The sequence below is a fragment of the Methylobacterium sp. E-065 genome (assembly GCF_022829605.1).
Taxonomy (GTDB): Bacteria; Pseudomonadota; Alphaproteobacteria; order Rhizobiales; family Beijerinckiaceae; genus Methylobacterium.
Map to the genome: position 1 here is coordinate 87,108 of NZ_JAKSYD010000295.1, position 19,267 is coordinate 106,374.

General features: G+C 69.1%; 21 protein-coding genes and 1 pseudogene. 8 read left to right on the top strand and 14 right to left on the bottom strand.

What is annotated here, in order from left to right; all coding sequences use genetic code 11:
• Positions 1 to 200: 200 nt before the first annotated feature.
• Both MKK84_RS33665 and MKK84_RS33670 read right to left on the bottom strand, forming a co-directional pair.
• Positions 201 to 581, bottom strand: coding sequence for an energy transducer TonB (locus MKK84_RS33665; protein ID WP_243927131.1), 381 nt, complete (start codon positions 579 to 581; stop codon positions 201 to 203).
• Positions 582 to 669: 88 nt separating this feature from the next.
• Positions 670 to 1,419: a sigma-70 family RNA polymerase sigma factor gene (locus MKK84_RS33670; protein WP_243927133.1), complete on the bottom strand. Its 750-nt coding sequence runs from the start codon at positions 1,417 to 1,419 to the stop codon at positions 670 to 672.
• Between the two features lie 300 nt (positions 1,420 to 1,719).
• On the opposite strand from MKK84_RS33670, the gene MKK84_RS33675 reads away from it, so the two are divergent.
• Complete coding sequence (locus tag MKK84_RS33675; protein WP_243927135.1) at positions 1,720 to 1,965, top strand: hypothetical protein; 246 nt, start codon at positions 1,720 to 1,722, stop codon at positions 1,963 to 1,965.
• Positions 1,966 to 2,022: 57 nt separating this feature from the next.
• Here MKK84_RS33675 and MKK84_RS33680 read toward each other — a convergent pair whose 3' ends face one another.
• Positions 2,023 to 2,346, bottom strand: coding sequence for a metal-sensitive transcriptional regulator (locus MKK84_RS33680; protein ID WP_243927137.1), 324 nt, complete (start codon positions 2,344 to 2,346; stop codon positions 2,023 to 2,025).
• A 57-nt stretch (positions 2,347 to 2,403) separates the two neighbouring features.
• The gene (locus tag MKK84_RS33685) at positions 2,404 to 3,261 is read right to left on the bottom strand and encodes a manganese catalase family protein (RefSeq protein ID WP_243927139.1); all 858 of its coding nucleotides are present in this window, start codon (positions 3,259 to 3,261) and stop codon (positions 2,404 to 2,406) included.
• 716 nt (positions 3,262 to 3,977) lie between these two features.
• Between MKK84_RS33685 and MKK84_RS33690 the strand changes: the two genes are divergently transcribed.
• Positions 3,978 to 4,610 (top strand): Crp/Fnr family transcriptional regulator, encoded by a 633-nt coding sequence (locus MKK84_RS33690; RefSeq protein WP_243927142.1) that lies wholly within the window; start codon positions 3,978 to 3,980, stop codon positions 4,608 to 4,610.
• Between the two features lie 94 nt (positions 4,611 to 4,704).
• Here MKK84_RS33690 and MKK84_RS33695 read toward each other — a convergent pair whose 3' ends face one another.
• Positions 4,705 to 4,986, bottom strand: a complete 282-nt coding sequence (locus MKK84_RS33695; RefSeq protein ID WP_243927144.1) for a hypothetical protein — start codon at positions 4,984 to 4,986, stop codon at positions 4,705 to 4,707.
• 319 nt (positions 4,987 to 5,305) lie between these two features.
• Between MKK84_RS33695 and MKK84_RS33700 the strand changes: the two genes are divergently transcribed.
• From MKK84_RS33700 to MKK84_RS33720, 5 genes are all read left to right on the top strand, one after another.
• A complete protein-coding gene (locus tag MKK84_RS33700; protein ID WP_243927145.1) occupies positions 5,306 to 6,727 on the top strand; it encodes a hypothetical protein in 1,422 nt (473 codons plus the stop codon).
• Positions 6,728 to 6,883: 156 nt separating this feature from the next.
• On the top strand, positions 6,884 to 7,336 hold the full coding sequence (locus MKK84_RS33705; RefSeq protein WP_243927147.1) for a cupredoxin domain-containing protein: 453 nt from the start codon (positions 6,884 to 6,886) through the stop codon (positions 7,334 to 7,336).
• A gap of 15 nt (positions 7,337 to 7,351) precedes the next feature.
• Entirely contained in the window at positions 7,352 to 7,768 is a 417-nt protein-coding gene (locus tag MKK84_RS33710; protein ID WP_243927149.1) for a thiol-disulfide oxidoreductase DCC family protein, read from the top strand.
• Between the two features lie 7 nt (positions 7,769 to 7,775).
• Positions 7,776 to 7,991, top strand: coding sequence for a hypothetical protein (locus tag MKK84_RS33715; RefSeq protein WP_243927151.1), 216 nt, complete (start codon positions 7,776 to 7,778; stop codon positions 7,989 to 7,991).
• Positions 7,992 to 9,027: 1,036 nt separating this feature from the next.
• Positions 9,028 to 9,444 carry a cupin domain-containing protein gene (locus tag MKK84_RS33720; protein ID WP_243927153.1) on the top strand — a complete coding sequence of 139 codons (417 nt, stop codon included), beginning with the start codon at positions 9,028 to 9,030 and terminating at the stop codon, positions 9,442 to 9,444.
• Between the two features lie 15 nt (positions 9,445 to 9,459).
• Here MKK84_RS33720 and MKK84_RS33725 read toward each other — a convergent pair whose 3' ends face one another.
• Positions 9,460 to 10,035: a hypothetical protein gene (locus MKK84_RS33725; protein ID WP_279599859.1), complete on the bottom strand. Its 576-nt coding sequence runs from the start codon at positions 10,033 to 10,035 to the stop codon at positions 9,460 to 9,462.
• Between the two features lie 165 nt (positions 10,036 to 10,200).
• The gene (locus tag MKK84_RS33730; RefSeq protein ID WP_243927155.1) at positions 10,201 to 10,485 is read right to left on the bottom strand and encodes a hypothetical protein; all 285 of its coding nucleotides are present in this window, start codon (positions 10,483 to 10,485) and stop codon (positions 10,201 to 10,203) included.
• Positions 10,486 to 11,044: 559 nt separating this feature from the next.
• Between MKK84_RS33730 and MKK84_RS35785 the strand changes: the two are divergent.
• Positions 11,045 to 11,140, top strand: a pseudogene (locus tag MKK84_RS35785) (EamA-like transporter family protein); the annotation flags it as partial.
• A 156-nt stretch (positions 11,141 to 11,296) separates the two neighbouring features.
• On the opposite strand, the gene MKK84_RS33735 reads toward MKK84_RS35785, so the two are convergent.
• From MKK84_RS33735 to MKK84_RS33765, 7 genes are all read right to left on the bottom strand, one after another.
• Positions 11,297 to 12,211 carry a manganese catalase family protein gene (locus tag MKK84_RS33735; protein ID WP_243927157.1) on the bottom strand — a complete coding sequence of 305 codons (915 nt, stop codon included), beginning with the start codon at positions 12,209 to 12,211 and terminating at the stop codon, positions 11,297 to 11,299.
• Positions 12,212 to 12,378: 167 nt separating this feature from the next.
• Positions 12,379 to 13,047 (bottom strand): class I SAM-dependent methyltransferase, encoded by a 669-nt coding sequence (locus MKK84_RS33740; RefSeq protein WP_243927158.1) that lies wholly within the window; start codon positions 13,045 to 13,047, stop codon positions 12,379 to 12,381.
• Positions 13,048 to 13,091: 44 nt separating this feature from the next.
• Positions 13,092 to 14,162 (bottom strand): glycosyltransferase, encoded by a 1,071-nt coding sequence (locus MKK84_RS33745; protein ID WP_243927160.1) that lies wholly within the window; start codon positions 14,160 to 14,162, stop codon positions 13,092 to 13,094.
• A complete protein-coding gene (locus MKK84_RS33750) occupies positions 14,159 to 15,082 on the bottom strand; it encodes a glycosyltransferase family 2 protein (protein ID WP_243927162.1) in 924 nt (307 codons plus the stop codon). The genes MKK84_RS33745 and MKK84_RS33750 overlap by 4 nt, the downstream gene beginning before the upstream one ends.
• A 41-nt stretch (positions 15,083 to 15,123) precedes the next feature.
• Positions 15,124 to 16,287 (bottom strand): glycosyltransferase, encoded by a 1,164-nt coding sequence (locus MKK84_RS33755; protein WP_243927163.1) that lies wholly within the window; start codon positions 16,285 to 16,287, stop codon positions 15,124 to 15,126.
• A 17-nt stretch (positions 16,288 to 16,304) separates the two neighbouring features.
• Positions 16,305 to 17,213 carry a glycosyltransferase family 2 protein gene (locus MKK84_RS33760; protein ID WP_243927165.1) on the bottom strand — a complete coding sequence of 303 codons (909 nt, stop codon included), beginning with the start codon at positions 17,211 to 17,213 and terminating at the stop codon, positions 16,305 to 16,307.
• A complete protein-coding gene (locus MKK84_RS33765) occupies positions 17,203 to 19,254 on the bottom strand; it encodes an HAD-IIB family hydrolase (RefSeq protein ID WP_243927167.1) in 2,052 nt (683 codons plus the stop codon). Before MKK84_RS33765 ends, MKK84_RS33760 begins: the two co-directional genes overlap by 11 nt.
• Positions 19,255 to 19,267: the final 13 nt, after the last annotated feature.

Sequence of the window (19,267 nt, forward strand, 5' to 3'; positions counted from 1 at the left end):
GGTTTGGCCTCAAGCACCGTGGGCGTGCGAGACCGGGTTTGTCCCGCGTCGCGGATCCCTGCGGCGCGGAATCATCGCCGGATCCGCGCCGCACCTCTTAGGACTCTTGGATTCCGAACTTCGCGTAGCGGCCGATCATCCAGCCCCGCTGTACCGGAAGAGGGCTTCGGCGAGCGCGTCGTCGCCGGGCCGCAGACCGGTCAGCGCCCGAGTTCGACCGGAATGCTGAGGTCGGCCACGCCTCCGCTGCTCACGAGACCCGCCGGCGGTGCCGAGAGCGGACCGACGGCCCGGACCGCGCGCAGCGCCCGCTGGTCGAGATCGGGCGAGCCTGAGCTGCGCTCCACCTCGGCTCGCTGCAACACCCCGTCGGGGGCAATCACCACATGGACCACCACGGTGCCGCCCCGCCGCCCCGATCCCGGCCGCCGTTCGGCGCGGTCGGCGCCATCGATCCGCATGACGAGATCCGACAGCCAGGCACGCGCCGCAGGTCCGGGCGCCGCCCGGGCCGGAAACGCGCATGGGATCAGGAGCAGACCGAGGAGGAGGGTCCGGCGGGCGAACTCGGGCAACGGCATGCGGGACCGACGGCTCCTGGCGCGCGTGACGGTTGAACGTTCCTACGCGCGCTGGGTGCCCGAGGCGAGCCCTGACCGTGGGTCGCAATCAGGAGATCGTGGTGGGTCTCCGGCCCCGCGGCCCAGCGGCGGCCAGCATGACTTCGTCGGTGCCGACCTCCAGGCCGGTATAGCCCAGCAGCTCGGCGAGCTGGGTCCGGGCGCGCCAGACGCGGCTCTTCACGGTGCCGATCCGGCACTGCATGACGGAAGCGGTCTCCTCGTAGGTGAGGTTCTCGATCGCCACGAGCACCAGCGCCTGCCGCATCGCCGGCGCGAGCCGGTCGAGGGCGACGCGCACGTCGCTTAGGTCGAGATGGCCGCCCTGCTCGGGCAGCGACACCATCCGCTCCGCCTGCGCGCCGTCCTCGTCCTGCACCTCGCGGCCGCGCTTGCGGTGCTCGTTGTAGAACTGGTTGCGCATGATCGTGAACAGCCACGCCTCCAGGTTCGTGCCCGGCACGAAGCTGGCCCGCGAGCGCCACGCCCGCAGCAGGGTGTTCTGGAGGAGGTCGTCGGCTCCGACATGGTTGCGCAGCAGCGAGCGCGCGAAGCGCTGCAGGTTCGGCACTAGGCGCAGCAGGGCAGTCTGGAACGCCTTCTCGTGGCCGTCTTGGGCCTTACCGAAGGCCGCATCCAGGAGCTGCAGCAGTTCGGCGAACCGATCCGCGATGGGTGGCTCGATCACATCCTGTGCGTACGTCGCAGCGAGCAGATGGCCCAGGTGAGACTGGACGCTGCCGGGGAGCCGGGGAGCCTGCGGGGCGATTGTCCCGCCGTCGTTGGCATGTCGAAGCATGATCGCCGATCACCTATGAGGAATAAAGAGTATCGGTCCGGCCATTAGCGCCCGTTCCCAGGACGATCGCCGCAACATAGATCAGCCGATATCGAGATCTTAAGATTGATCCATGATGTGCCGACTGCTAATCCGAGCGGAATAGTGGGCCGACGGCACGCTTTCGCTCCGGATGTCTCGCGCGAAAACCTGTCCTGCGTGACGCAGCATCTGCGCACCGGCACGGAAGCATGTTGCGCTGGCGGCCGGCGAAGCGAAGCCGTAGTGCTGCAACCGGACGCCGAACTCGGGACTACACGCATGACACGCCTGTCCGACCTCGAAGACGATCCGGCCTTCCAGCAGGCCGTGCTGGCCGTGCGAGGTGCGGCCAGCACGCTGAGCGGACGCGCCGTGACCGAGGAGGAGGCGCGCTTTCTCGTCGGCATCGCGCTGACCACCTTCGCCCATGCCGGTGGCCTGAGCGAAGCGAGCCAACGGCGCCTGGCCCGCTTCTCGGAGACGATCGAGCACGGCACGGTGGTCGAGACCTTGACGCGTCACTGAGCCCGCCTCCCTGCCGACCTCGATTGCCGCAAGCGGAGCCGCCGCAGGCGGAACCGGTCAACCCGACCGAGCCTCCGTCATGCCGGACCGCAGGACGCGCAGGAGGTCTTCCAGCACCGCCTCGCGGTCCTGCGGCTGGGTCGCCAGAGCCAGGCCCGCCTCGAGATGCTGGCCGATGATCAGAAGCCCCACTTCGCGCAGCGCGGCGCTGGCCGCCCGGATCTGCTGGATCTCGTCGAGGCAGTAGCGATCCGCCTCGATCATCGCCCGCAGCCCCCGGACCTGGCCCTCGATCCGGCCGAGCCGCCGGACCAGCGGGGTACGCTCCGCGTCGGTGCGGGCAAGGCAGACGCGACCCTCGACGAATGTGGCGCTTGTCACCGTTCTGAGACCTGCCTGTCCTAGTCCGCACCGATGGCGCTTCGGAGCGCCGTGCCGTCAGCCGATCTGCTGGGTCTCGGCCGCGCTGTCCGGGCGTGCCGGACCGAGCACCGGCTCCTCGCCCATCGGCTGGTTCTGCACGACGCTGAACTGGCCCTTACCGTCGAGCGATGGGCCTTCCGTCCAGCGGCCGGCCGGGGGCGGCGAGCCGTCCGCAGCGGTCCCGAAGAAGTTGTAGTTGAACTTCTGGTTTTCCTTCTCCTGCGGGAAGGAGTTCGGGATCGGCAGGGTGCCGGCGTGACCCCCGAGTTCCTCGATCACCGCCAGCCATTGCTGCTGGTGCATCGTGTCCCGGGCGATGAGGAAGCTCCACATGTCGCGCATGCCGGCATCGTTCGTGGCGTTGTAGAGGCGCACCGCCAGGACGCGCCCGGTGCTTTCGGCCGCGACGTTGCAGTACATGTCGGCCGCGATGTTGCCGCTGGCGTAGATGTGGCTCATGTCGAAGGGCAAGCCGTCGGAATTGCCCGGGAAGGCGGCCATGCCGGTGGACAGCAGCGTCTTGTGCAGCATGCCCTCGACGATGTGGCGCGGGTTCTCGCCGCCCATCACGGCGCCGACGATCGCATCGGCCGCGCCGGCCTCCTGGACCTTGGTGGGGGCGGTCTCGAGATTCATCGCCACCGCGGTCGCCAGCATCTCGATGTGGCCGATCTCTTCGGTGGCCGTGTGGAGCAGCATGTCACGGTACTTGGTCGTCGGAGCACGGTTGCCCCAGGCCTGGAAGAAGTATTGGAACGCGACCCGGATCTCGCCCTCGATACCGCCGATCGCCTGCTGAAGCATACGGGCGTAAATCGGATCCGGACTGTCGACCTTGACCGGGTACTGCAGGCGCTTGTCGTGATAGTACATGATGAGTGTTCCTCGCGTGAGGCACGGCGCGCTTAAGCCCACCGCACGATCGGCCGCAGGTCCCATACTCCACGGGAGCATCGAGCCTCGCTCCCTGCCCAACCCGGCTTTAGGACATCGGTTCGGTCGACGGGCGCATTGAGAACAATTTAAATGATCGAAATCCAATTTTCCTTCATGAAATCAACGCAAAACTTTTTTCGAAAAAGACATCGTTATCCGCCCGCCACAAGAATGACATGATATTAACATAGGTTTTAGTCGATAGATCTAGATCAATATCGTGCCTTCGGGCGGAGGATGAGCCCGAAATAGCCTGACCTGCAGACCCGGGCGCTTCAGCCCGTCGCGACCGCGGGCTCGTCACACACGCAGCGGCTGTGGCGCGAGGGCGTGTCGTTGGCTCTGACCGCGTTCGAATTCAGATCCAACCGTGACGGCAATCGATCGATGAATGCGCAATTTAATCGTGCAAATATCCAATGTCCGATTGCGTACGCTTCGGAAAATACTAAAACGACTTTTGGTCCAATCATATCCGACCGACTTGTACTCGAAGATGCGTTGATCTCACGCGCTCGTGAATATCCAGGTTGGCGCATCGCCAATGGCCTGGAGTGCGTCCTATGCTCACTGCCCCAATGGCCGATCTGGCCCAGCTCTTTGGGACCCGTCCGGCAACCCCTGATGGGTTCGCGAGAGAGCTTGGCCTGCCCATGCGCGAGCGGTCCATTCCCAAGCAGCACGATCTGCTCCTGCCCGGCGCCGAGCCGGAGGTCGCCCATCTGTTGCTCGCCGGCCATGCCTGCCGCAGCCGCATGCTGCGGGATGGGCGCCGGCAGATCACCGCTATCCTGATACCGGGCGATATCTGCGATCCGGAAGCGATCGTGGCGAACCGCGCGGATTATGCCGTCAACACGCTCACCCGATGTACGGTCGGCGAGATCTCCCTGGCGCGGATCGCCACCCTCGATCATCAGGACCTGACCGCCATCCTCGGCCACCGCCTGCGCCGCGAGGCGGCCATCGCCCGGGAATGGATCGTCAGCCTGGGGCGCCGGGTCGGGATCGAGCGGATGGCGCATCTCCTGTGCGAGTTGCGCTGGCGGCTGGCGACGGTGGGCTTCGCCACCGAGGACAGTTTCGAGATGCGGATCACGCAGAGCGACTTCGCCGACGCACTGGGATTGACCCCGGTCCACGTCAATCGGGTGCTGAAGAGCCTGCGCGAGAGCCGGCTGATCCATCTGCGCGGCGGCCAGCTGACGTTCCTCGATCGCCCACGCCTGGAACGGCTGGCGCAGTTCGACGCGACCTATCTGGAGATCTGGGCCGATCCCGCCTGATCGGACCGTTCGAACCGCTGGTCCGACGCGCGCGCCGAGTGGCGCCGCGCCGACGCGGCCGTCACGGCCCCATGACCCCGGAACCGGGCCCCGATCACAGCCACCCGATCCGACGGGCCAGCATCACGCAGAGGGCGAGGCAGGCCGCCACCGTGACGATCAGCATGGCGGCGTTCGTCCAGAACCGGACCGGCCGGCTGGACCCGTCGATCCCGCTGGCGCGCAGCCGAACCCACGGCACGTAGAGGTAGAGCGCGATCACCGTGAGGATCAAAAACGCGAAGGTCGGCACCCGGCCGCTCGCGAGCGCAGCCCCTGCCAGGATGGCCCATCCGAGAACGAGGCTCACCATCGTGAACAGGGCTGTCGAATTCACGGGCCTTCACAATCCTTCCAACGGATCCTTGCCCCTGTGGGACGGCGGGGCTCGATCCCGTCCTCCAGCCCGGACACGCGGATGTCCGCGCCCCGGTGCCGCGCGCTCGCGTGAGCGCGGTTCCCAAGCTGATACAGGGACTTACAGGCAGCGGTAATCCAAGTGTGTGAAATCCGGCCGCGTCCGTCAAGTCGCGCGTCGGGGCGATTCGGGCACCGATTCGAATCGCCCGCGGCCATGCTGGGCGCGTGACCGTGCCGCGATATAACCGGCTTGGCGAGACGGGCTGGGTCGGTGGCGCCCTCTGCGCCGGAACAGGATGGCCGTGAAACCGAAGCTGCTTCGTCTCGCCCTCGCCGCAACGGCGACGCTGTCCCTGTCCGTGGCGCAAGCCGGCTGGCAGGGCCCCGGGGCACAGCCCCTGTTCGTCAACGAGGCCAATCCGAGCGGATACAATTACGCCCCGAGCGTCATCGTCGAGGGCCAGACGACCGATATCTGGTGGTGCGGCCAGGGCAAGACCGACGTGATCTTCCACCGGACCTTCACCGCCCAAGGCGGCTTCTCGCCGGCGCAGGTCGTCTTCCAGCCCACGCCGGGATCCTGGAACCGCCAGTATGTCTGCGACCCGAGCGTGATCAAGGGCGCGTTCCGCAACCCCGCGGACGGGCAGCCCTACGCCTACGCGATGTACTATTCGGGGGCCGACAACCTGCCGGGCCACAACAACCACACCGGGCTGGCCTTCTCCAACGACAAGGTGACCTGGATCGACTACCCCGAGCCGGTCATCGCCCCGCTCAACCCGACCGTGGCCCAGGGCAATTACGGCGCCGGGCAGCCGGCGACCATCAACCTCGACGGCCGCTCCAGCCTGCTCGTCTTCACCACCGACCTGACCGGCCCGCAGGGCGTAGCGGGGTTCGGCGACCTGTACGTGCGCCGGACGGCGGACGCGGTGCATTTCGATCCGCCGGTCCGGGTGCCCAACCGGACCACCGACGGCGCGACCCTCAATCCGAATTCCGATTTCGCCTACGACCCGTCATCCGGCGACGTCTACGTCATCACGGGGCTGCCGGGGCGCAACTGCCAGCAGGTCGCCTGCAAGGATCCGGCCCGCAACCCCGACCGGGAGACCTTCCAGATGGGTCTCTACCGGATGCCGCTGAAGGCCCTGCTGAGCGGCGCGCCCGCGACCTGGGTCCCGGCCGGCGACCTGAACACGGACGTGACGGGGTTCTACCTCAATCACAGCCCGGGCTTTCAGCGCGACCCCTTCGGCAGCCTCACGCCCTTCCTGCCATCCGTCACGGTCTATTTCTCCGGGGGCGATCCCTATCCGGGCACCTGGCGGATCGCCGCGGCGACCGAGAACCCGGCCGCCGACCGTGCGCCCCTGAAGCGGGCGCTCGGACCGGGCGGACACTGGGTCACGACCGGCTTCATCGCCCCCGGCTACACGATGGAGACCGCGCTCGGGACGCTGTTCCTCCTGCCGAAGCCGGGCACCGCCAAGCTGATGAGCTGCCTGGCCGGGGCGGACCACTTCGTCAGCCGCGATCCGAACTGCGAGGGCCGGACCCCGCTGGGGCAGACCGGCTACCTCTACGAGGCGCCGCGCCCGGGCAGCCACCCGATCTACCGCTGCCTCGCCGGCGGCCGGGACCACTTCGTGTCGACCGACGCCAAGTGCGAGGGGCAGGCGACCGAGGGCCTGCTCGGCTACGCGCTCGACTGACCTCGGGGCAGGCCCGCCCGACGGGTCCCGGTGCGGCGTTGCGCCCGGGAACAGGGCGGAGCGCGTCGCCTTTCTGACGGTACCGTCGGCTTATGCCGAACCTGTCGGCTCACGCCGCGTGGCTGCCGCCGAAAACCCGTCCCGGAGATGCCCCTGATGCCGACTCTCACCCGTGGCGCGGCCGTCCTCGTCGCCTGTCTCGTCGCGGGGCCGGCCTTCGCGCAGGGCAAGCCGCTTCCGCCCCCGGCGAGCGACGTGACGCCGCCGGTCGAACTGACGATCAGCATGCAGGACGGCAAGCCGGTCTGTGATCCGGCCGAGCTCCGTCTGCCGGCGGAGACGAACGTCGTGCTCCACATCAAGAGCAGCGCCGACGCCCCCGTGGTCCTCACCGCGCCGGGTCAGTTCGAGAATGGGCTGATCCAGCATTCGGACGGCGACCTGGTCCATGTGGAGAGCGAGAAGGGCTACACGATCAAGCAGAATGGCCAGGGCACGCTGCGCCTGCGGACGATGAAGGCGGGGGAGGAGACCTATGCCTGCACCAGCACCCGCAACCAGGCCGCGCCCTTCAAGGGGAAGCTGATCCTGATCCCGCCTGCCAATTGAGGCTTTGACGAACCCATGACCAGCGGCACATCCAGCGAGACCCTCAGGATCTTCTACGACGGGGATTGCCCGCTCTGCCGCGCCGAGATCGGCCATTATCGCACCTGCGACGGCGCCGACCGGCTGGCCTTCGTCGATGTCGGGCATTCTCAGCCCGCTCCGACGCTCGCGCCCGGCCTGACCCACGAGGCCGCCCTGCGACGCTTCCACGTCCGCACGGCGGACGGGCGGCTGGTCTCGGGTGCCGAGGCGTTCGCCCATCTCTGGACGAGTCTCCCGGGCTGGCGCTGGCTCGGCCGTCTGATCGGCCTGCGCATCCTCGGCTTCCGCCCCGTGCTGGCGATCGCCGAGGCAACCTATCGCCTGTCACTGCCCCTGCGGCCGCGCTTGGCGCGGTGGGTCTCGCGGCAGGACGCACCTCAGCGCCGATGACCGGCGGATGACGACGCGCTGCGTCCACTATGTCGGCTTCCGCGACGACCGGTACTGGAACGCCTTCCGGATCTTCGGTGGTCCCCGGGTCATCCATCGCCGTTGGGACTTCTATGCCACCCGCGATGTCGGCCCCGACGATATCGTGGTCTTCGCCCAGGGCGACGAAACGCAGCCCCTCGCCGAACGAAACGCCACGGATATCGACGAGCGCTGGCTTTAGCGTGCGCTCCGCCGCGGCGGCCACCGGTCCGGCGTAAGGCAAAACTTCACACCGAAGCATGAGAGACGTGCCCGATTGCAGAGTGATCGCGCACGCCCGCAAGGTCTCGTTCGATGCGCCGGCATCGGTCGGGCCGGCCTCCGCTTTCCCTGTTGACGATCCGCAAGCCGGCCTCGCCGCGGCACAAGCTCAGCGTTATGGTTCATTACTGATGTTGCGGGCCACGATTTCTCCTGGCACTGGTTCAACGGAAAGCTCGTTCCAAACAGAGCCCGTTTAACGGGTTATTAACTATCCTCGGTGCTGGTTCGCTCTAGTCCAAGGAGCCTGTTCCATGATCTCCGCAAGTCTCCTCGTCGTGATCAGTGCGGCGCTCAGCGCGGCCGCGGCGGGTGCCGTGCGCGATGCGAACGCCCGAAGCCGCTGACGACGCGGCGGCCGGACTGTTGCCGGTCTGCGACAGGACACGGATCGCGCGATCCCGACCCGCCTGAGCCTTCGAACGGGCACAGTTCGACGGCACCCCTGATCGGACGATCCTTGATCTCCGGTCCCGTGCATGTTCCCTGCAGTCCGTGCCTTCGTCCTCCAGCATCGGGAAGGCAGTGCGGTGCTCGCCTCGTCGGGCGCGTTCCTGCTCATCGTCTCCGTGTTCGCCGCCCTCCTGGCCTGATCGGGCTGCGGCGGCCGAGATCCTGCCGGATCGGTCCCAGGCCTCCTTCGAATAGGTGATGCGGCTCGGCCTCCCCTCTGGTTGTCTGGCGCCTCCCAAACCCCAATGGCATACTCAGCCCGCTCCGATCGCCGGAGCGGGCTCTTTCGTGCCGGCCGGCCGTGGATCCGGCGCGCGATGGCGGCCAAACAGAGCTCACGGCCGACATAAGACCGGCGATCGACTGCTTTCATTCGATCCGGCGGGCCATGAATATCCAGCAACCAGGCATTTACGAGCTGCCGGAACTGGGCCCATCGTGACGGCTGCGCGTGACCGATCGGCAATCGGGACAAACAAGCGCGCGAATGCGAGGAGACGCCCATGCTGTCGAGACGAAGCTTCGTGAATTGCGCGCTCTGCATGCTCTCGAGCGGCTTCACGGCCGTCGCGGTCGAAGGGCAGGCGCAGCCGGCCGGTCAAACCTCCGGCGTCACGCGCACGATCCTCAGCACCGAGGAATTACCGGGCGGGCATTACGTCGTCGTGCAGGTCGCCGCCGAGATCGCGCCCGGGGCGACAGTCGCGCGCCATACGCACCCGGGAATCGAATCCTCGGTGATCCTGGCGGGCGAGGCGGAGTTGCTCGTCGACGGCCAGCCCAATCGCACGTTGCGGGCCGGCGACAGCTTCCAGGTTCCGGCTGTCACCCCGCATAGCCTGCGCAACGGCTCCGGATCGACGCGCGTGGCGGGAACCTACACGGTGGAGAAGGGCAAGCCCCTCGCGTCGCCGGCCTGAACCGACCGCGCCCGTTCAGGTGCCGAGACCGGAGGTCGGCCTCTGCGGCGGGAGCGGCGGTCGCACGATGCGGGATCCGGGCGGCGTCGGTTCGCGATCCCCGCTGACCGGTGCCTCGGATCCGGCCGCCGAGTCCGCCGGCCGGCCCGGTCCCGGACCCTCGGCATGCCGGGAATCGGTGACGCTACGGGTCTCGCCGATGTCGCGGGACGTGTCGGTGCCGCGGATCTTGCCACTGTCGCGGATCTTGCCGGTGTCGCGGATCTTGCCGGTGTCGCTGGAATCGGGAATCGCGCATTGCTCGCCGCAATTGCTGACCACCGCGTCGTAGGCTTTGCCGGCGATCGCCGCCGAGACGATGCAACGCGGCGGGTGATAGACCAACTCGTACTGGAACTTGCCCTGATCGTCGGACTCGGTGCGGAATCGGCCGTCCAGCACCACCGGCATATGCGGCTGATCGGTGGTGCCGACCACATAGAGCCGCCCGGTCGCAATCGCCGCAATGGTGATGTCGGAGGCCGCCTGCGCGGAGCCGCAGGCCAGCAAGGCAACCGCCCCTACGGCGGCGATCGGGATCACATGAGCCAACCGGCCAACCTCCTGACGCGCGTTCAACCTCAACGTATGGCCCCGCGATGGCCCCGGCGGAGACGGCGACGCCGCCCGCCTCGAACACCGCAACGAAGAACCGGCGGGCTTTGCTCCATCGGGACGGGCCTGCCGCGGGATGCACCTGCCTGCTCAAGGTAGGCTTCAGGACCGCTTCACGGCGCCCAGGCTCCGCGTGAGTTGCACGACCACGTCGTCGCCCTCTGAGGGCGCGGTGGATGTGGCGGGCGCCTCGAAATCCTGCAGGCGTCGGGCGACCTCCATCACGACGTGCTCGACCGATGGTGGCCACGGCACCCCGTTATCCAGGAGCATCCGGGCGGCGCGGACGAGCATTCTGAACTGCTCGGGCGGGATCGACGCGCCCGCCACATGCTGATCGAGGATGCGATCGGCAATCGCCGCCGCCAGCCCGGCAACTTCAGCCATCTTGTCTGGCTCATCGCCGGTATCTGTCATGTGCGTGGGACCTTCGCGTCTGGCGCTGGGTGCGGATCCAACCCGGCCCCGGAGCGACCGACCTCCGTGGTGCCGATCCGTGGATCGAGGCGCGCCGCGGGCGGTCGTACCAGAACGGGTCCGGGGGTGGTCGAGCCTGACGAGCGGCCGCACGAGCGCGTTATTACGGGACGTGACCTCCGCAATTGTCCCCTGGTCAATAAACAGGCCCAGCGGCAGAGTTCAAGCTTCACCCTTCGGGCCGGGATGCGCCGGCGCTCCGAATCCGCCGCCCCGGTGACCGGGCGCCGGGCATCCACGGCCGCCCCTCAGACAGAGGGGGGAGATGACTGCGGAGCGGGCGTGGAGGTCGAGCGCAGAGCCCGACGACCTTCACCAGCAAGAATTATGCATTTCGGCCGTATCGCGCCTCGCCCGCGAAGCCCGGCCATGCGCTGGACCTGCCTGCGTGGGGCGCAACTTCTGCGCCGTGGGCCAAAACTTGGCCGTGTCCGCGGCGGCTTGGTCAGGCCTGTGATCTCTTTACGGTCTGATTGTTCTCGCCGGCATCGCCAACGCCATTCAGCCTGGACAGACCGCGACCCTATCCACATCGCTGGGCCAGCCAGTCACAGCCGCGGTGATCTTCGCGGGGGGTGGCGCTCGTCGGCCTGTTCTGAACCGTCCGGACTTCCCAGGTCCGGCGCAGAGCCCGCCCGGTCACGCCAACCCTGAACGCGGGTCCTGCGCGGGCGCCTGCGTCACGGCAGGCGCCCACGATCGGGTCGAGGTGGAAGGGCCCTCAGCGCCCCTTTTTGTAGAGCTTGCTGGCGATCTCGAAGATCTCCTCCGGGGCGTAATCCGGCGCGAACGCACCGTAATTGCCGTCCAGTTCCGGGATCTTGCCGCCCTCCGGCGCCCCATCGACGACTTCCAGATTCCCCGGCGGGTCACCCGGCAGCGCCACCTCGTCGTTCGACCACACGCCAGCCGCCTCCTTGTAGTCCGACTCGCTGAACGTGTAGAGGCGGCGGTGCTTGCCCTCGTCGAGGTACTTCTGACACTCGGGGATGCGCGACAGGTCGATGTTGGGCGTCGGCAGCATCTTCTCGATCTGCACCCCGGTGAGCTTCTTCAGCGCCAGGGCATAAGCGTGGGCGTGCAGCGAGCCGCGCACGAGCAGGTAGGCGCAGGTCTCGCGGCCCGTCGGCTCGATCATGGTCTCGTAGACCCGCAGCTTGTGGATGCGCGCGCCGCACTCCAGGTGGAAGTTGTGCAGCAGGTCGATGATCAGGTTCCCGGTCGTCGTCACCATGTCCATGTTCCAGGACGCGGCGTTGGAATTCATCGGCATGGCGCCGCCGCCGTTCGACAGGAAGCTGCCGGCGAGCCGGATGTCCTGCATCTCTTCGAAGGGCGCCTTCGAGATGTCGACATTCGACTTCGGGTTGCCCGGGCCGTTGTTGAGCATGGCGATGCCGGTCGAAACCAGTTCGACGTGGCCGATCTCCTCGGCGAAGATGCTCGACACGAGGCTGTAGAACGGCCGCAGCTTCTCCTTGTTGCGAAAGTTAAAGCTCTGGAACATGTAGTTCCCGAGGGTCGACATCTCGCCGTACTTGCCACCGAGCAGTTCCTGCAGGGCGGCGGCGGCGTTCGGTTCGGGCTTCTTCGGCTCGGGCAGTTCCGTCAGAAGACGGTCGATCTTCATGAACATGCTGGCGGCTCCACAGCGCGGGGTGCGCATGAGGGCATCTGTTTGGGGACTCGATCGTTCCTGCCTGATCGCACCACAACCGCGTATTCTGCCACGCTGGGTCTGTTCGCCACGGCGGCGCCGGCCGGAGGGGTCTCGGCCGCCGGTGATGACCGGCGACCTACGCTCTATTCCGGCTTCACGAACTTGCACTTGCCCCGCTGCGACCACGGACCGGCGACGCCAAACTCGGCGCAGAACGCATCCACGGCCCGGGTCACACCCGGGAAGCGGCCGCCGAGCCGGTCGTAATCGTCGGCGATGAACAACCCGCCGGGTCGCAGGACCGGCCACCACGCCCGCAGGTCGGCGGCCACCGATGCCTCCTCGTGGCCGGCATCGAGATGGATCACGTCGGCGCTCACGCCGCGCAGGCGCATCAGCTCCGCGGCGTTCACGGAGTCGAGGGGCAGCGGCACCACCCGATCGGCCATGCCTTCGCGCAGGACGTTGGCCAGGAAGGTCCGGTAGAGGCTCGGAAAGCCGTGCTCGGTGCGGAGTTCCGCGAAGAGGCCCGCATCGGCCCAATGGTCGACGGCCCCGAGCCACGTGTCGACCGCGACGATCGTGCCGTCGATGCCGCGCTCGGCCAAGGTGCGAGCGAGGTAGAGGGTGCTCGCCCCCTTCCAGGTTCCGATCTCGACGGTGACGGCGGGGCGGAGATCGATCACCGCCTCTTCCAAGTAGGGATGGATGCTGCGCCAGCCCTGGAGATCGGCCGGCCGCAGATCCGGCGGCGGGTCGGCGAAGGGGTCGCGGCCGTGCCACAGGGCGGCGATGAGGTCCTGTCGGGTCATGGTAGGGCTCGGGCTCTGGAGCGCACGCGGCGGTGCGGATTGTTTCAGGGTGCGGTCGCCGCCCCGGCCCGGGCCTGCGCGTAGAGCGCCTCGCAGCGGTCGAGCCAGAGCGCGCGGGTGAACAGGCGCAGAACGCGCGCGTGCGGGATCGGCCTCGGGATCGCGAGCGCCGCCGCGATGGCACGGGCGAGGTCGGCCGCGTCGCCGGGCGCAGCGAGGGAGCCGGCCTCTCCGACGATTTCCGGGACGCCGCCCCGGGCGAAGCCCGCGACCGGCAGGCCGCAGGCCATCGCCTCGACCGCTGCGAGCCCGAACGGCTCGTCCCAGCACGGCGTGGTCAGGAACACGGAGGCACGGCCGACCTCGGCGGCAAGCGCGGCGCCACCGAGCCGGCCGCCGTAGCGGATCGCGCCGCCGAGCAGCGGCGCGACCTGCGCATCCCAGTAATCGGGCTCCTCGATCGGGCCGAACAGGGTCAGCGGCAACCCGGCCCGGCGCGCCGCGGCAATTGCATGATGGGCACCCTTGTCCGGTGTGATCCGCGCGCACCAGACGGCGCTGCCGTCCCCGCGCGGCTGGTAGGGCCAGGCGGCGGGATCGATGCCGTTGTGGAACACCGAGGCCTCCGGGGGCGCCCCGTCCGGCCACCATGCGTCGAGTTGCGCCTGCGACGTGGCGGTGATCCGGTGTCCCGCGGCGGGGCTCGCCTGCACGAACCAGCGCAGGGCGTCGAAGGGTGGCACGTGCAGAGACGTGACGGTGGGTATGGCGGCGGTGCGCCGCGGTTCCAGCGGCAGGCGGCTCAGGCTGTTGTTGTGGAGTACGTCAAAACCCCCGGCGGCGATCCGGTCACAGGCGGATGCATAACCGGCGTCGAGATGATCCTTCAGACCCGCATTGCCCTGGTGCTCAAGTCCGGAAAAGCTCCGCTCGTGATGGACCGGGATCACCGGATCCAGGGCGAAGCGCCGGTCGCTGTCGCCGGAGGCGAACAGCACGACCGTGTGGCCGCGTGCCGTGAGGCCGTCCGCGAGGTTCCAGGTGTAGGCTTCGAGGCCGCCCGCGAAGGGCGGGGCGATCGGATGACGGAGATGGGCGAGGAGCGCGATCCTCACGCCGTCACCGGCGCGGGCTCGCCCGCCCGGGCCGCGATCGTGCGGATCACCGAAGCCGAATTGGTGTAGGGCTGGTGGCCCTGCTGTCCGGTCAGCGCGAGATCGTCGGCGTCGGGCCGGCGCAGGATGCGGATCGGCTGGTCGGGCGTGTCGTCGATCAGGCCCATCACCTTGAAGGCGTAAAGCCAGTGGCCCATGGTGCGGTAGCCCCACTTGGCCTCGAACAATTCGGCGTTGCGCACCACGCTGTCGAGGTGATGGACCGGCGGCATGTGGTGCGGGTGGTACTGATGATAGGCGCGGGCGCCCTTCATCCAGGCGATCGGGATGCCCTGGCTGTCCAGCAGCTTGCCGAAATCCGTGTCCTCGCCGCCGTAGCCGGTGTAGCGCTCGTCGAAGCCGCCGGTCGCCAGGAAGGTGGCCCGCCGGATCGCGAAGCTGAGCGACCAGAAGCAGCGGTAATCGTTGCAGATCTCGAGGCCGGTGGCCGGGGGCCCGCGGCGGTCGGAATGCCGTTCCGCCGCGGCGTCGAGGCCGTCATAGTCCCAGGCGCCCAGCGTGGCGCGCTCGGGCAGGTGCAGCACCTCGCCCATCAAGAGGCCGTCGAGCTCGGCGAGGCCGCGGGCGTAGTCGGCGACCAGATCGGGCGCCGGGATGCAGTCCACGTCGAGGAAGACCACGGCGTCGCTGTCCGCCGCCGCCACCCCGCGGTTACGCGCCGCCGCCAGCGGCAATTCACGGCCCGGCACGAGGATCTGGTGCACCGGGAAGCCGACCTCGGGCAGGTCGTAGGGCGTCTCCTGCATCACCGCGACGATGAACGCCGCGGGGGCTTGCGTCTGGCGCTCCAGGCCAAGGAGCACGTTGCGCAGGTGCGCCGGCCGCCCCTTCGCGAGGGTGACGACGGAGACGGTAGACATGCGGCGCTCGGGCTCCGAGGGGGGCGGGGGAGGGGCGGCGTTCATTCGGCTGCGACGCCCTGGAGCGGTCCGAAGGCGGGGTGCGGTGCGGGCTCGGCGCCGGCCGGGGCGAGGTCCCAGAGCGCGTCGGTCAGCCCTTCGAGCCAGTCGGCGGCCCGGGCGGCCGCATCCGGGGCGTAGAGGGCGCGCAGGGCGGTCCCGTCCAGGGTGCGGGCCCGGGCGAGGAGGTCGCGCCAGCCCTGGAGATCGCCGGGCCAGATCGGGGCCTGCACGGCGGCGCCGAGGCGGACCAGGGCCTCGGCCTTGCGGGTCTGCTCGGCGAAGTAGCGCCATTCCGGCATCACGATCAGGCGTCCGCTGACCCGGGCGACCTCGTGGACCGTGTTGTCGCCCGCCGAGGCGATCACGATGTCGGCGGCGGCGAGGTAATCGGTCACCGAGGCCACCCAGCCGAGTTCGCGCAGATTGGAAAAATCGGTCTCGTGGCCCTCGCGGTGGGTCGGCCCGAGGGTGAGCCACAGGGCGTCCGGCGCGGCCCGGGCCGCGACCGTGAGCGGCGCGTAGGGCGTACCGCTGCCGCCGCCGCCGGTCACCGCCACGATGATCTCCCGGCTGGGGTCGAGGCCGAGCTTGGCGCGCGCCTCGGCACGCTCCGGCACCCGGTCGACGGTCGTGCACAGGCCGCCGCTGTAGAAGGTCCTGGCACGCAGGCGCGCCGGGTAATCGTCCTGCTCCAGGCGCTCGTCGAAGGGGGCGAGCATCCCCACGCAGGCCTCGTAGGCGCCGACATGGCCGATATCGGAGCGGTCACCATGCATGCGGATCTGCACCGCGGGGACGCTGGCGATGCGGGACAGGAGCGCGATCTCCGCCGAGACGTCGACCACGAACAGGCCGACATTGCGATCGTCGAGGTGGTCGAGGATGGTCCGCATGGTCCGGCGCATCTCCGGCAGCCCCAGGGGAACGCAGTGCATCACCTGCGGCGTCGGCTCGGCGTAGAGGCGCGGGGTCGGCACCGCGGCGCCGATCATGTTGGGCAAAGCCACGATCTCGATGTCGCGGGTGAAGCCGTCGAACAGGCGCGGATCCGCTGTCAGCACCGAGACGGGGCGGTCGCGGGCGAAGGCGGCGGCCAACGCCATCGTGCGGTTGGCGTGGCCGCGGCCCTGGTGATGGACGAAGAACGCGATCGGCTTCTTCATTGGGGGGCGGTTCGATCTCAGGAGAACAGGGCGTCGGGCCGCAGGACGGCGGCGATCTCGGTCGGGGTGGGCGGGCGGATCAGGCGGATCGCGGGGGCGTCGGCGTCCCAGTCGATCAGCCCGGCCGCGCGGAACTGGTCGAGCCAGTAGGTCATGCACCAGCGCCCGTGCCGCGCCCGGAATCGCGTCGCGTTGGCGAGGATCGGCGCGAAGTGCTGCAGCGGCGGCACGTGGACCGGGTGGTGCTGGTGGTAGGCGCGGGCGCCCGCGACCCAGAAGGTCGGCAGCCCGGAGGCGGCCAGCCGGGCGGCAAGGTCGGTCTCCTCGCCGCCGTAACCCAGGAAGGCCTCGTCCATGCCGCCGGCCGCGCGCCACGCCTCGGCCGGCAGCGCGAAGGATAGGCCCCAGAGCTGACCCGCATCGGGTTCCGGCCGCAGACCCGTCTCCGGCAGGCCAGGCCGGGCTGGATGGGCGCGGCCCAGGCGGTCGAGGGCCGCCGGATCGGGATCGCCGTCGGACGCGCCGGGCGGCAGGTAGAGGACCTCGCCCAGGAACAGCCCCCGTGCCGTCCGGGCGGCCTGTGCGTAGGCCGCGACCAGCCCGGATGACGGGATGCAATCCACGTCGAGGAAGACGAGGAGATCCGCCGAGGCCGCTTCGGCCGCCCGGTTGCGTGCGGCGGCGAGCGGCATCGGCTCGCCCGGCACATGGAGGTGCCGGACCGGGCAGCCCGGATCGGGCAGGTCCGGCGCGCGCTCGGGCTGCATCCAGGCGATCACCAGTTCACGCGGCGGCAGGGTCTGGCGGGAAAGCCCGCGCATCAGGTTGCGCAGCCGGTCGGCCCGGTTTCGAACCAGCGTCAGGACGCTCGGACTGCGCTCCGCCCCGGGATCAGCCGACTTCTCAGCCGACTTCTCAGCCGACATGGGCCAGCATCCGGCGGAAATGCGAGACCCCCTCGATGATGCCCCGGGCATGGGTTCGCCGTGCAACGTAGGAGTGCTTCAGGGCGGCGTGGCTCGCGAGGTCGTCGGAATAGTTCGCCACGATGATCGCCTGGACCCGGGCGCCCAGCATCTCGATGTCGTTGCCGGAATCGCCGGCCACGAACACGGCGTGCTCCGGCAGATCGTACAGGGTTCGGACGTGATCGACGGCGGTGCCCTTCGAGGCCGATTCCGGCAGCACGTCGAGGTAGCGGCCGTGGCTGTGGATCACGCGGGCGGCGAGACCGGCCTCGGCCAGGCACGCACGGACACGCCGCGCGGCGGCCGGGTCGCCGAAATAGCTGAGCTTCAGGGCCCGCTGCTCCAGCGGCCCCTGCGGGCTGAGCCCGTCGAGCCCGGCCAGAGCCGCCTGCACGGCAGGCCGGTCCCAGCCCGGCTCGATGGTCCGGCGCCATGCGGCGTCCGCCGTGAAGGTCACGCCGTTGGCATCGAGGTGGTAGATCTCCGACCCCACCGAGGTGATCATCACCTGGGGTCGGGGACTCGCCTGCTGCTCCAGCACCGCCATGGCGCTGTGAAAGGACCGGCCGGTCGCAACGCCGAAGGCGAGCCCCGCCTGCCGGCTCCGCCACCGGCGGAAGATGCCGAGCGCTGCGTCGCAGCCGACCAGCGTGTTGTCGATATCGCAAACGAGGAGTTGCCGGGGTGCCGGAGCCGGCGGCTCCGGAGTCAGCAGCGCACGCAGCAGCACGTGGTAGCGGGCGGCGTGCCGGTCCCAATCGTAGGCAGCCGCCGCCCGGGCGCCGCCGGCCACGCAGCGGGCGTAGAGAGCCGGATCGCCCAGGATCCGCAGGCAGGCCTCGGCGATCGCCTCGGGCGCGCGGGGGTCGACCAGGAGCCCGTTGCCACACGTCTCGACGATGTCGTTGGGGCCGCCGCTGTCGGTGGCGACCAGCGGCAGGCCTGCGGCCGAGGCCTCCAGCAGCGTCAGGCCGAAGGGCTCGTTGAGGGCCGGGTTGACGAACAGGCCGCCCCGCGCCCGGGCATGGGCGTAAATCGCCGGAACGTCCTCCGGCCGGTGGGTCTTCGGATAGGCGACGCGCCCGTAGAGGTCGTAGCGGTCGATCAGCACCAGGAGGTCGCGCATCGTGGCGGCCATGTCGCCGTCGAGGGTGTCGATATCCTCACGGGTGCCGGCGACGATCACGAGGTTGGCGCGGGCTTGGAGCGCGCGGTTCTCGCCATAGGCCCGCACCAGAGCCGCGAGGTTCTTGCGCGCCACCGGCCGGGTCAGCGCCAGGATGGCCGGCTTGGCCGGATCGTCCAGGAAGCGGTCGATCGCGGCGTCGATCCGGGGGTTCGGACGGGCCGTGGCGAAGCGGGCGAGGTCGCTGCCCGGGGGCAGGATGCGGACGCGGCCCGGATCGTAGGCGGCATAGCCGGCATATTGCACCTCGGCCTCATCCCGCGACGAGGCAATGACGAGCTGGGCCCGGGCCAGGGCCTCCTCCTCGGCGGCGATCCGGTGGGCGAGGTCGGGGCGGATAGGGGATGCGTCGAGCATCCGCGCCTTCACGCGCCCGAGCGAATGAGCCGTGAACACGAAGGGGATGCCGAGGCGGTCCTCCACGAGGACCGCCACCGTAGCCGCGTCGGCGTAATGCGCGTGGATGAGATCCGGCGCCCGCTCCTGCGCGGCGATCCAGGCGATGAGATTCTCGGCGAAGCACGCAACCTCGGCGTGCATCGCTTCCTTGGCGCAATAGTCCGCAGACGCGCTGGCGAGCCGCACGAGCGTGACCTTGTCGGCGATCGGCTCTTCGGGCACGGCATAGGCGGCACCGAGGGGGCCGCGGAACAGGCGCGTCGCCACCACGATCCGCGCAAGGTCATGATCCTGCGCTGAGGCCGAGACCAGATCGAGCAGGTAGCGGATATGGCCACCGGTATCGGCGGTGAGCCCGTAGACGACGCCGTCGCCGCGCAGGCAGCCCTGCAGGGCGATATGCAGAACGAACATCAGGCGCAGGCTG

Bases quoted from the DNA above. Each gene is read 5' to 3' on its own strand.
- MKK84_RS33735 (WP_243927157.1), bottom strand. From the start codon at position 12,211: ATGTTCATGAAGATCGACCGTCTTCTGACGGAACTGCCCGAGCCGAAG.
- MKK84_RS33760 (WP_243927165.1), bottom strand. From the start codon at position 17,213: ATGTCGGCTGAGAAGTCGGCTGAGAAGTCGGCTGATCCCGGGGCGGAG.
- MKK84_RS33665 (WP_243927131.1), bottom strand. From the start codon at position 581: ATGCCGTTGCCCGAGTTCGCCCGCCGGACCCTCCTCCTCGGTCTGCTC.
- MKK84_RS33720 (WP_243927153.1), top strand. From the start codon at position 9,028: ATGCTGTCGAGACGAAGCTTCGTGAATTGCGCGCTCTGCATGCTCTCG.
- MKK84_RS33685 (WP_243927139.1), bottom strand. From the start codon at position 3,261: ATGTACTATCACGACAAGCGCCTGCAGTACCCGGTCAAGGTCGACAGT.
- MKK84_RS33670 (WP_243927133.1), bottom strand. From the start codon at position 1,419: ATGCTTCGACATGCCAACGACGGCGGGACAATCGCCCCGCAGGCTCCC.
- MKK84_RS33705 (WP_243927147.1), top strand. From the start codon at position 6,884: ATGCCGACTCTCACCCGTGGCGCGGCCGTCCTCGTCGCCTGTCTCGTC.
- MKK84_RS33675 (WP_243927135.1), top strand. From the start codon at position 1,720: ATGACACGCCTGTCCGACCTCGAAGACGATCCGGCCTTCCAGCAGGCC.
- MKK84_RS33755 (WP_243927163.1), bottom strand. From the start codon at position 16,287: ATGAAGAAGCCGATCGCGTTCTTCGTCCATCACCAGGGCCGCGGCCAC.
- MKK84_RS33710 (WP_243927149.1), top strand. From the start codon at position 7,352: ATGACCAGCGGCACATCCAGCGAGACCCTCAGGATCTTCTACGACGGG.
- MKK84_RS33730 (WP_243927155.1), bottom strand. From the start codon at position 10,485: ATGGCTGAAGTTGCCGGGCTGGCGGCGGCGATTGCCGATCGCATCCTC.
- MKK84_RS33750 (WP_243927162.1), bottom strand. From the start codon at position 15,082: ATGTCTACCGTCTCCGTCGTCACCCTCGCGAAGGGGCGGCCGGCGCAC.
- MKK84_RS33690 (WP_243927142.1), top strand. From the start codon at position 3,978: ATGCGCGAGCGGTCCATTCCCAAGCAGCACGATCTGCTCCTGCCCGGC.
- MKK84_RS33740 (WP_243927158.1), bottom strand. From the start codon at position 13,047: ATGACCCGACAGGACCTCATCGCCGCCCTGTGGCACGGCCGCGACCCC.
- MKK84_RS33765 (WP_243927167.1), bottom strand. From the start codon at position 19,254: ATGTTCGTTCTGCATATCGCCCTGCAGGGCTGCCTGCGCGGCGACGGC.
- MKK84_RS33700 (WP_243927145.1), top strand. From the start codon at position 5,306: ATGGCCGTGAAACCGAAGCTGCTTCGTCTCGCCCTCGCCGCAACGGCG.
- MKK84_RS33715 (WP_243927151.1), top strand. From the start codon at position 7,776: ATGACGACGCGCTGCGTCCACTATGTCGGCTTCCGCGACGACCGGTAC.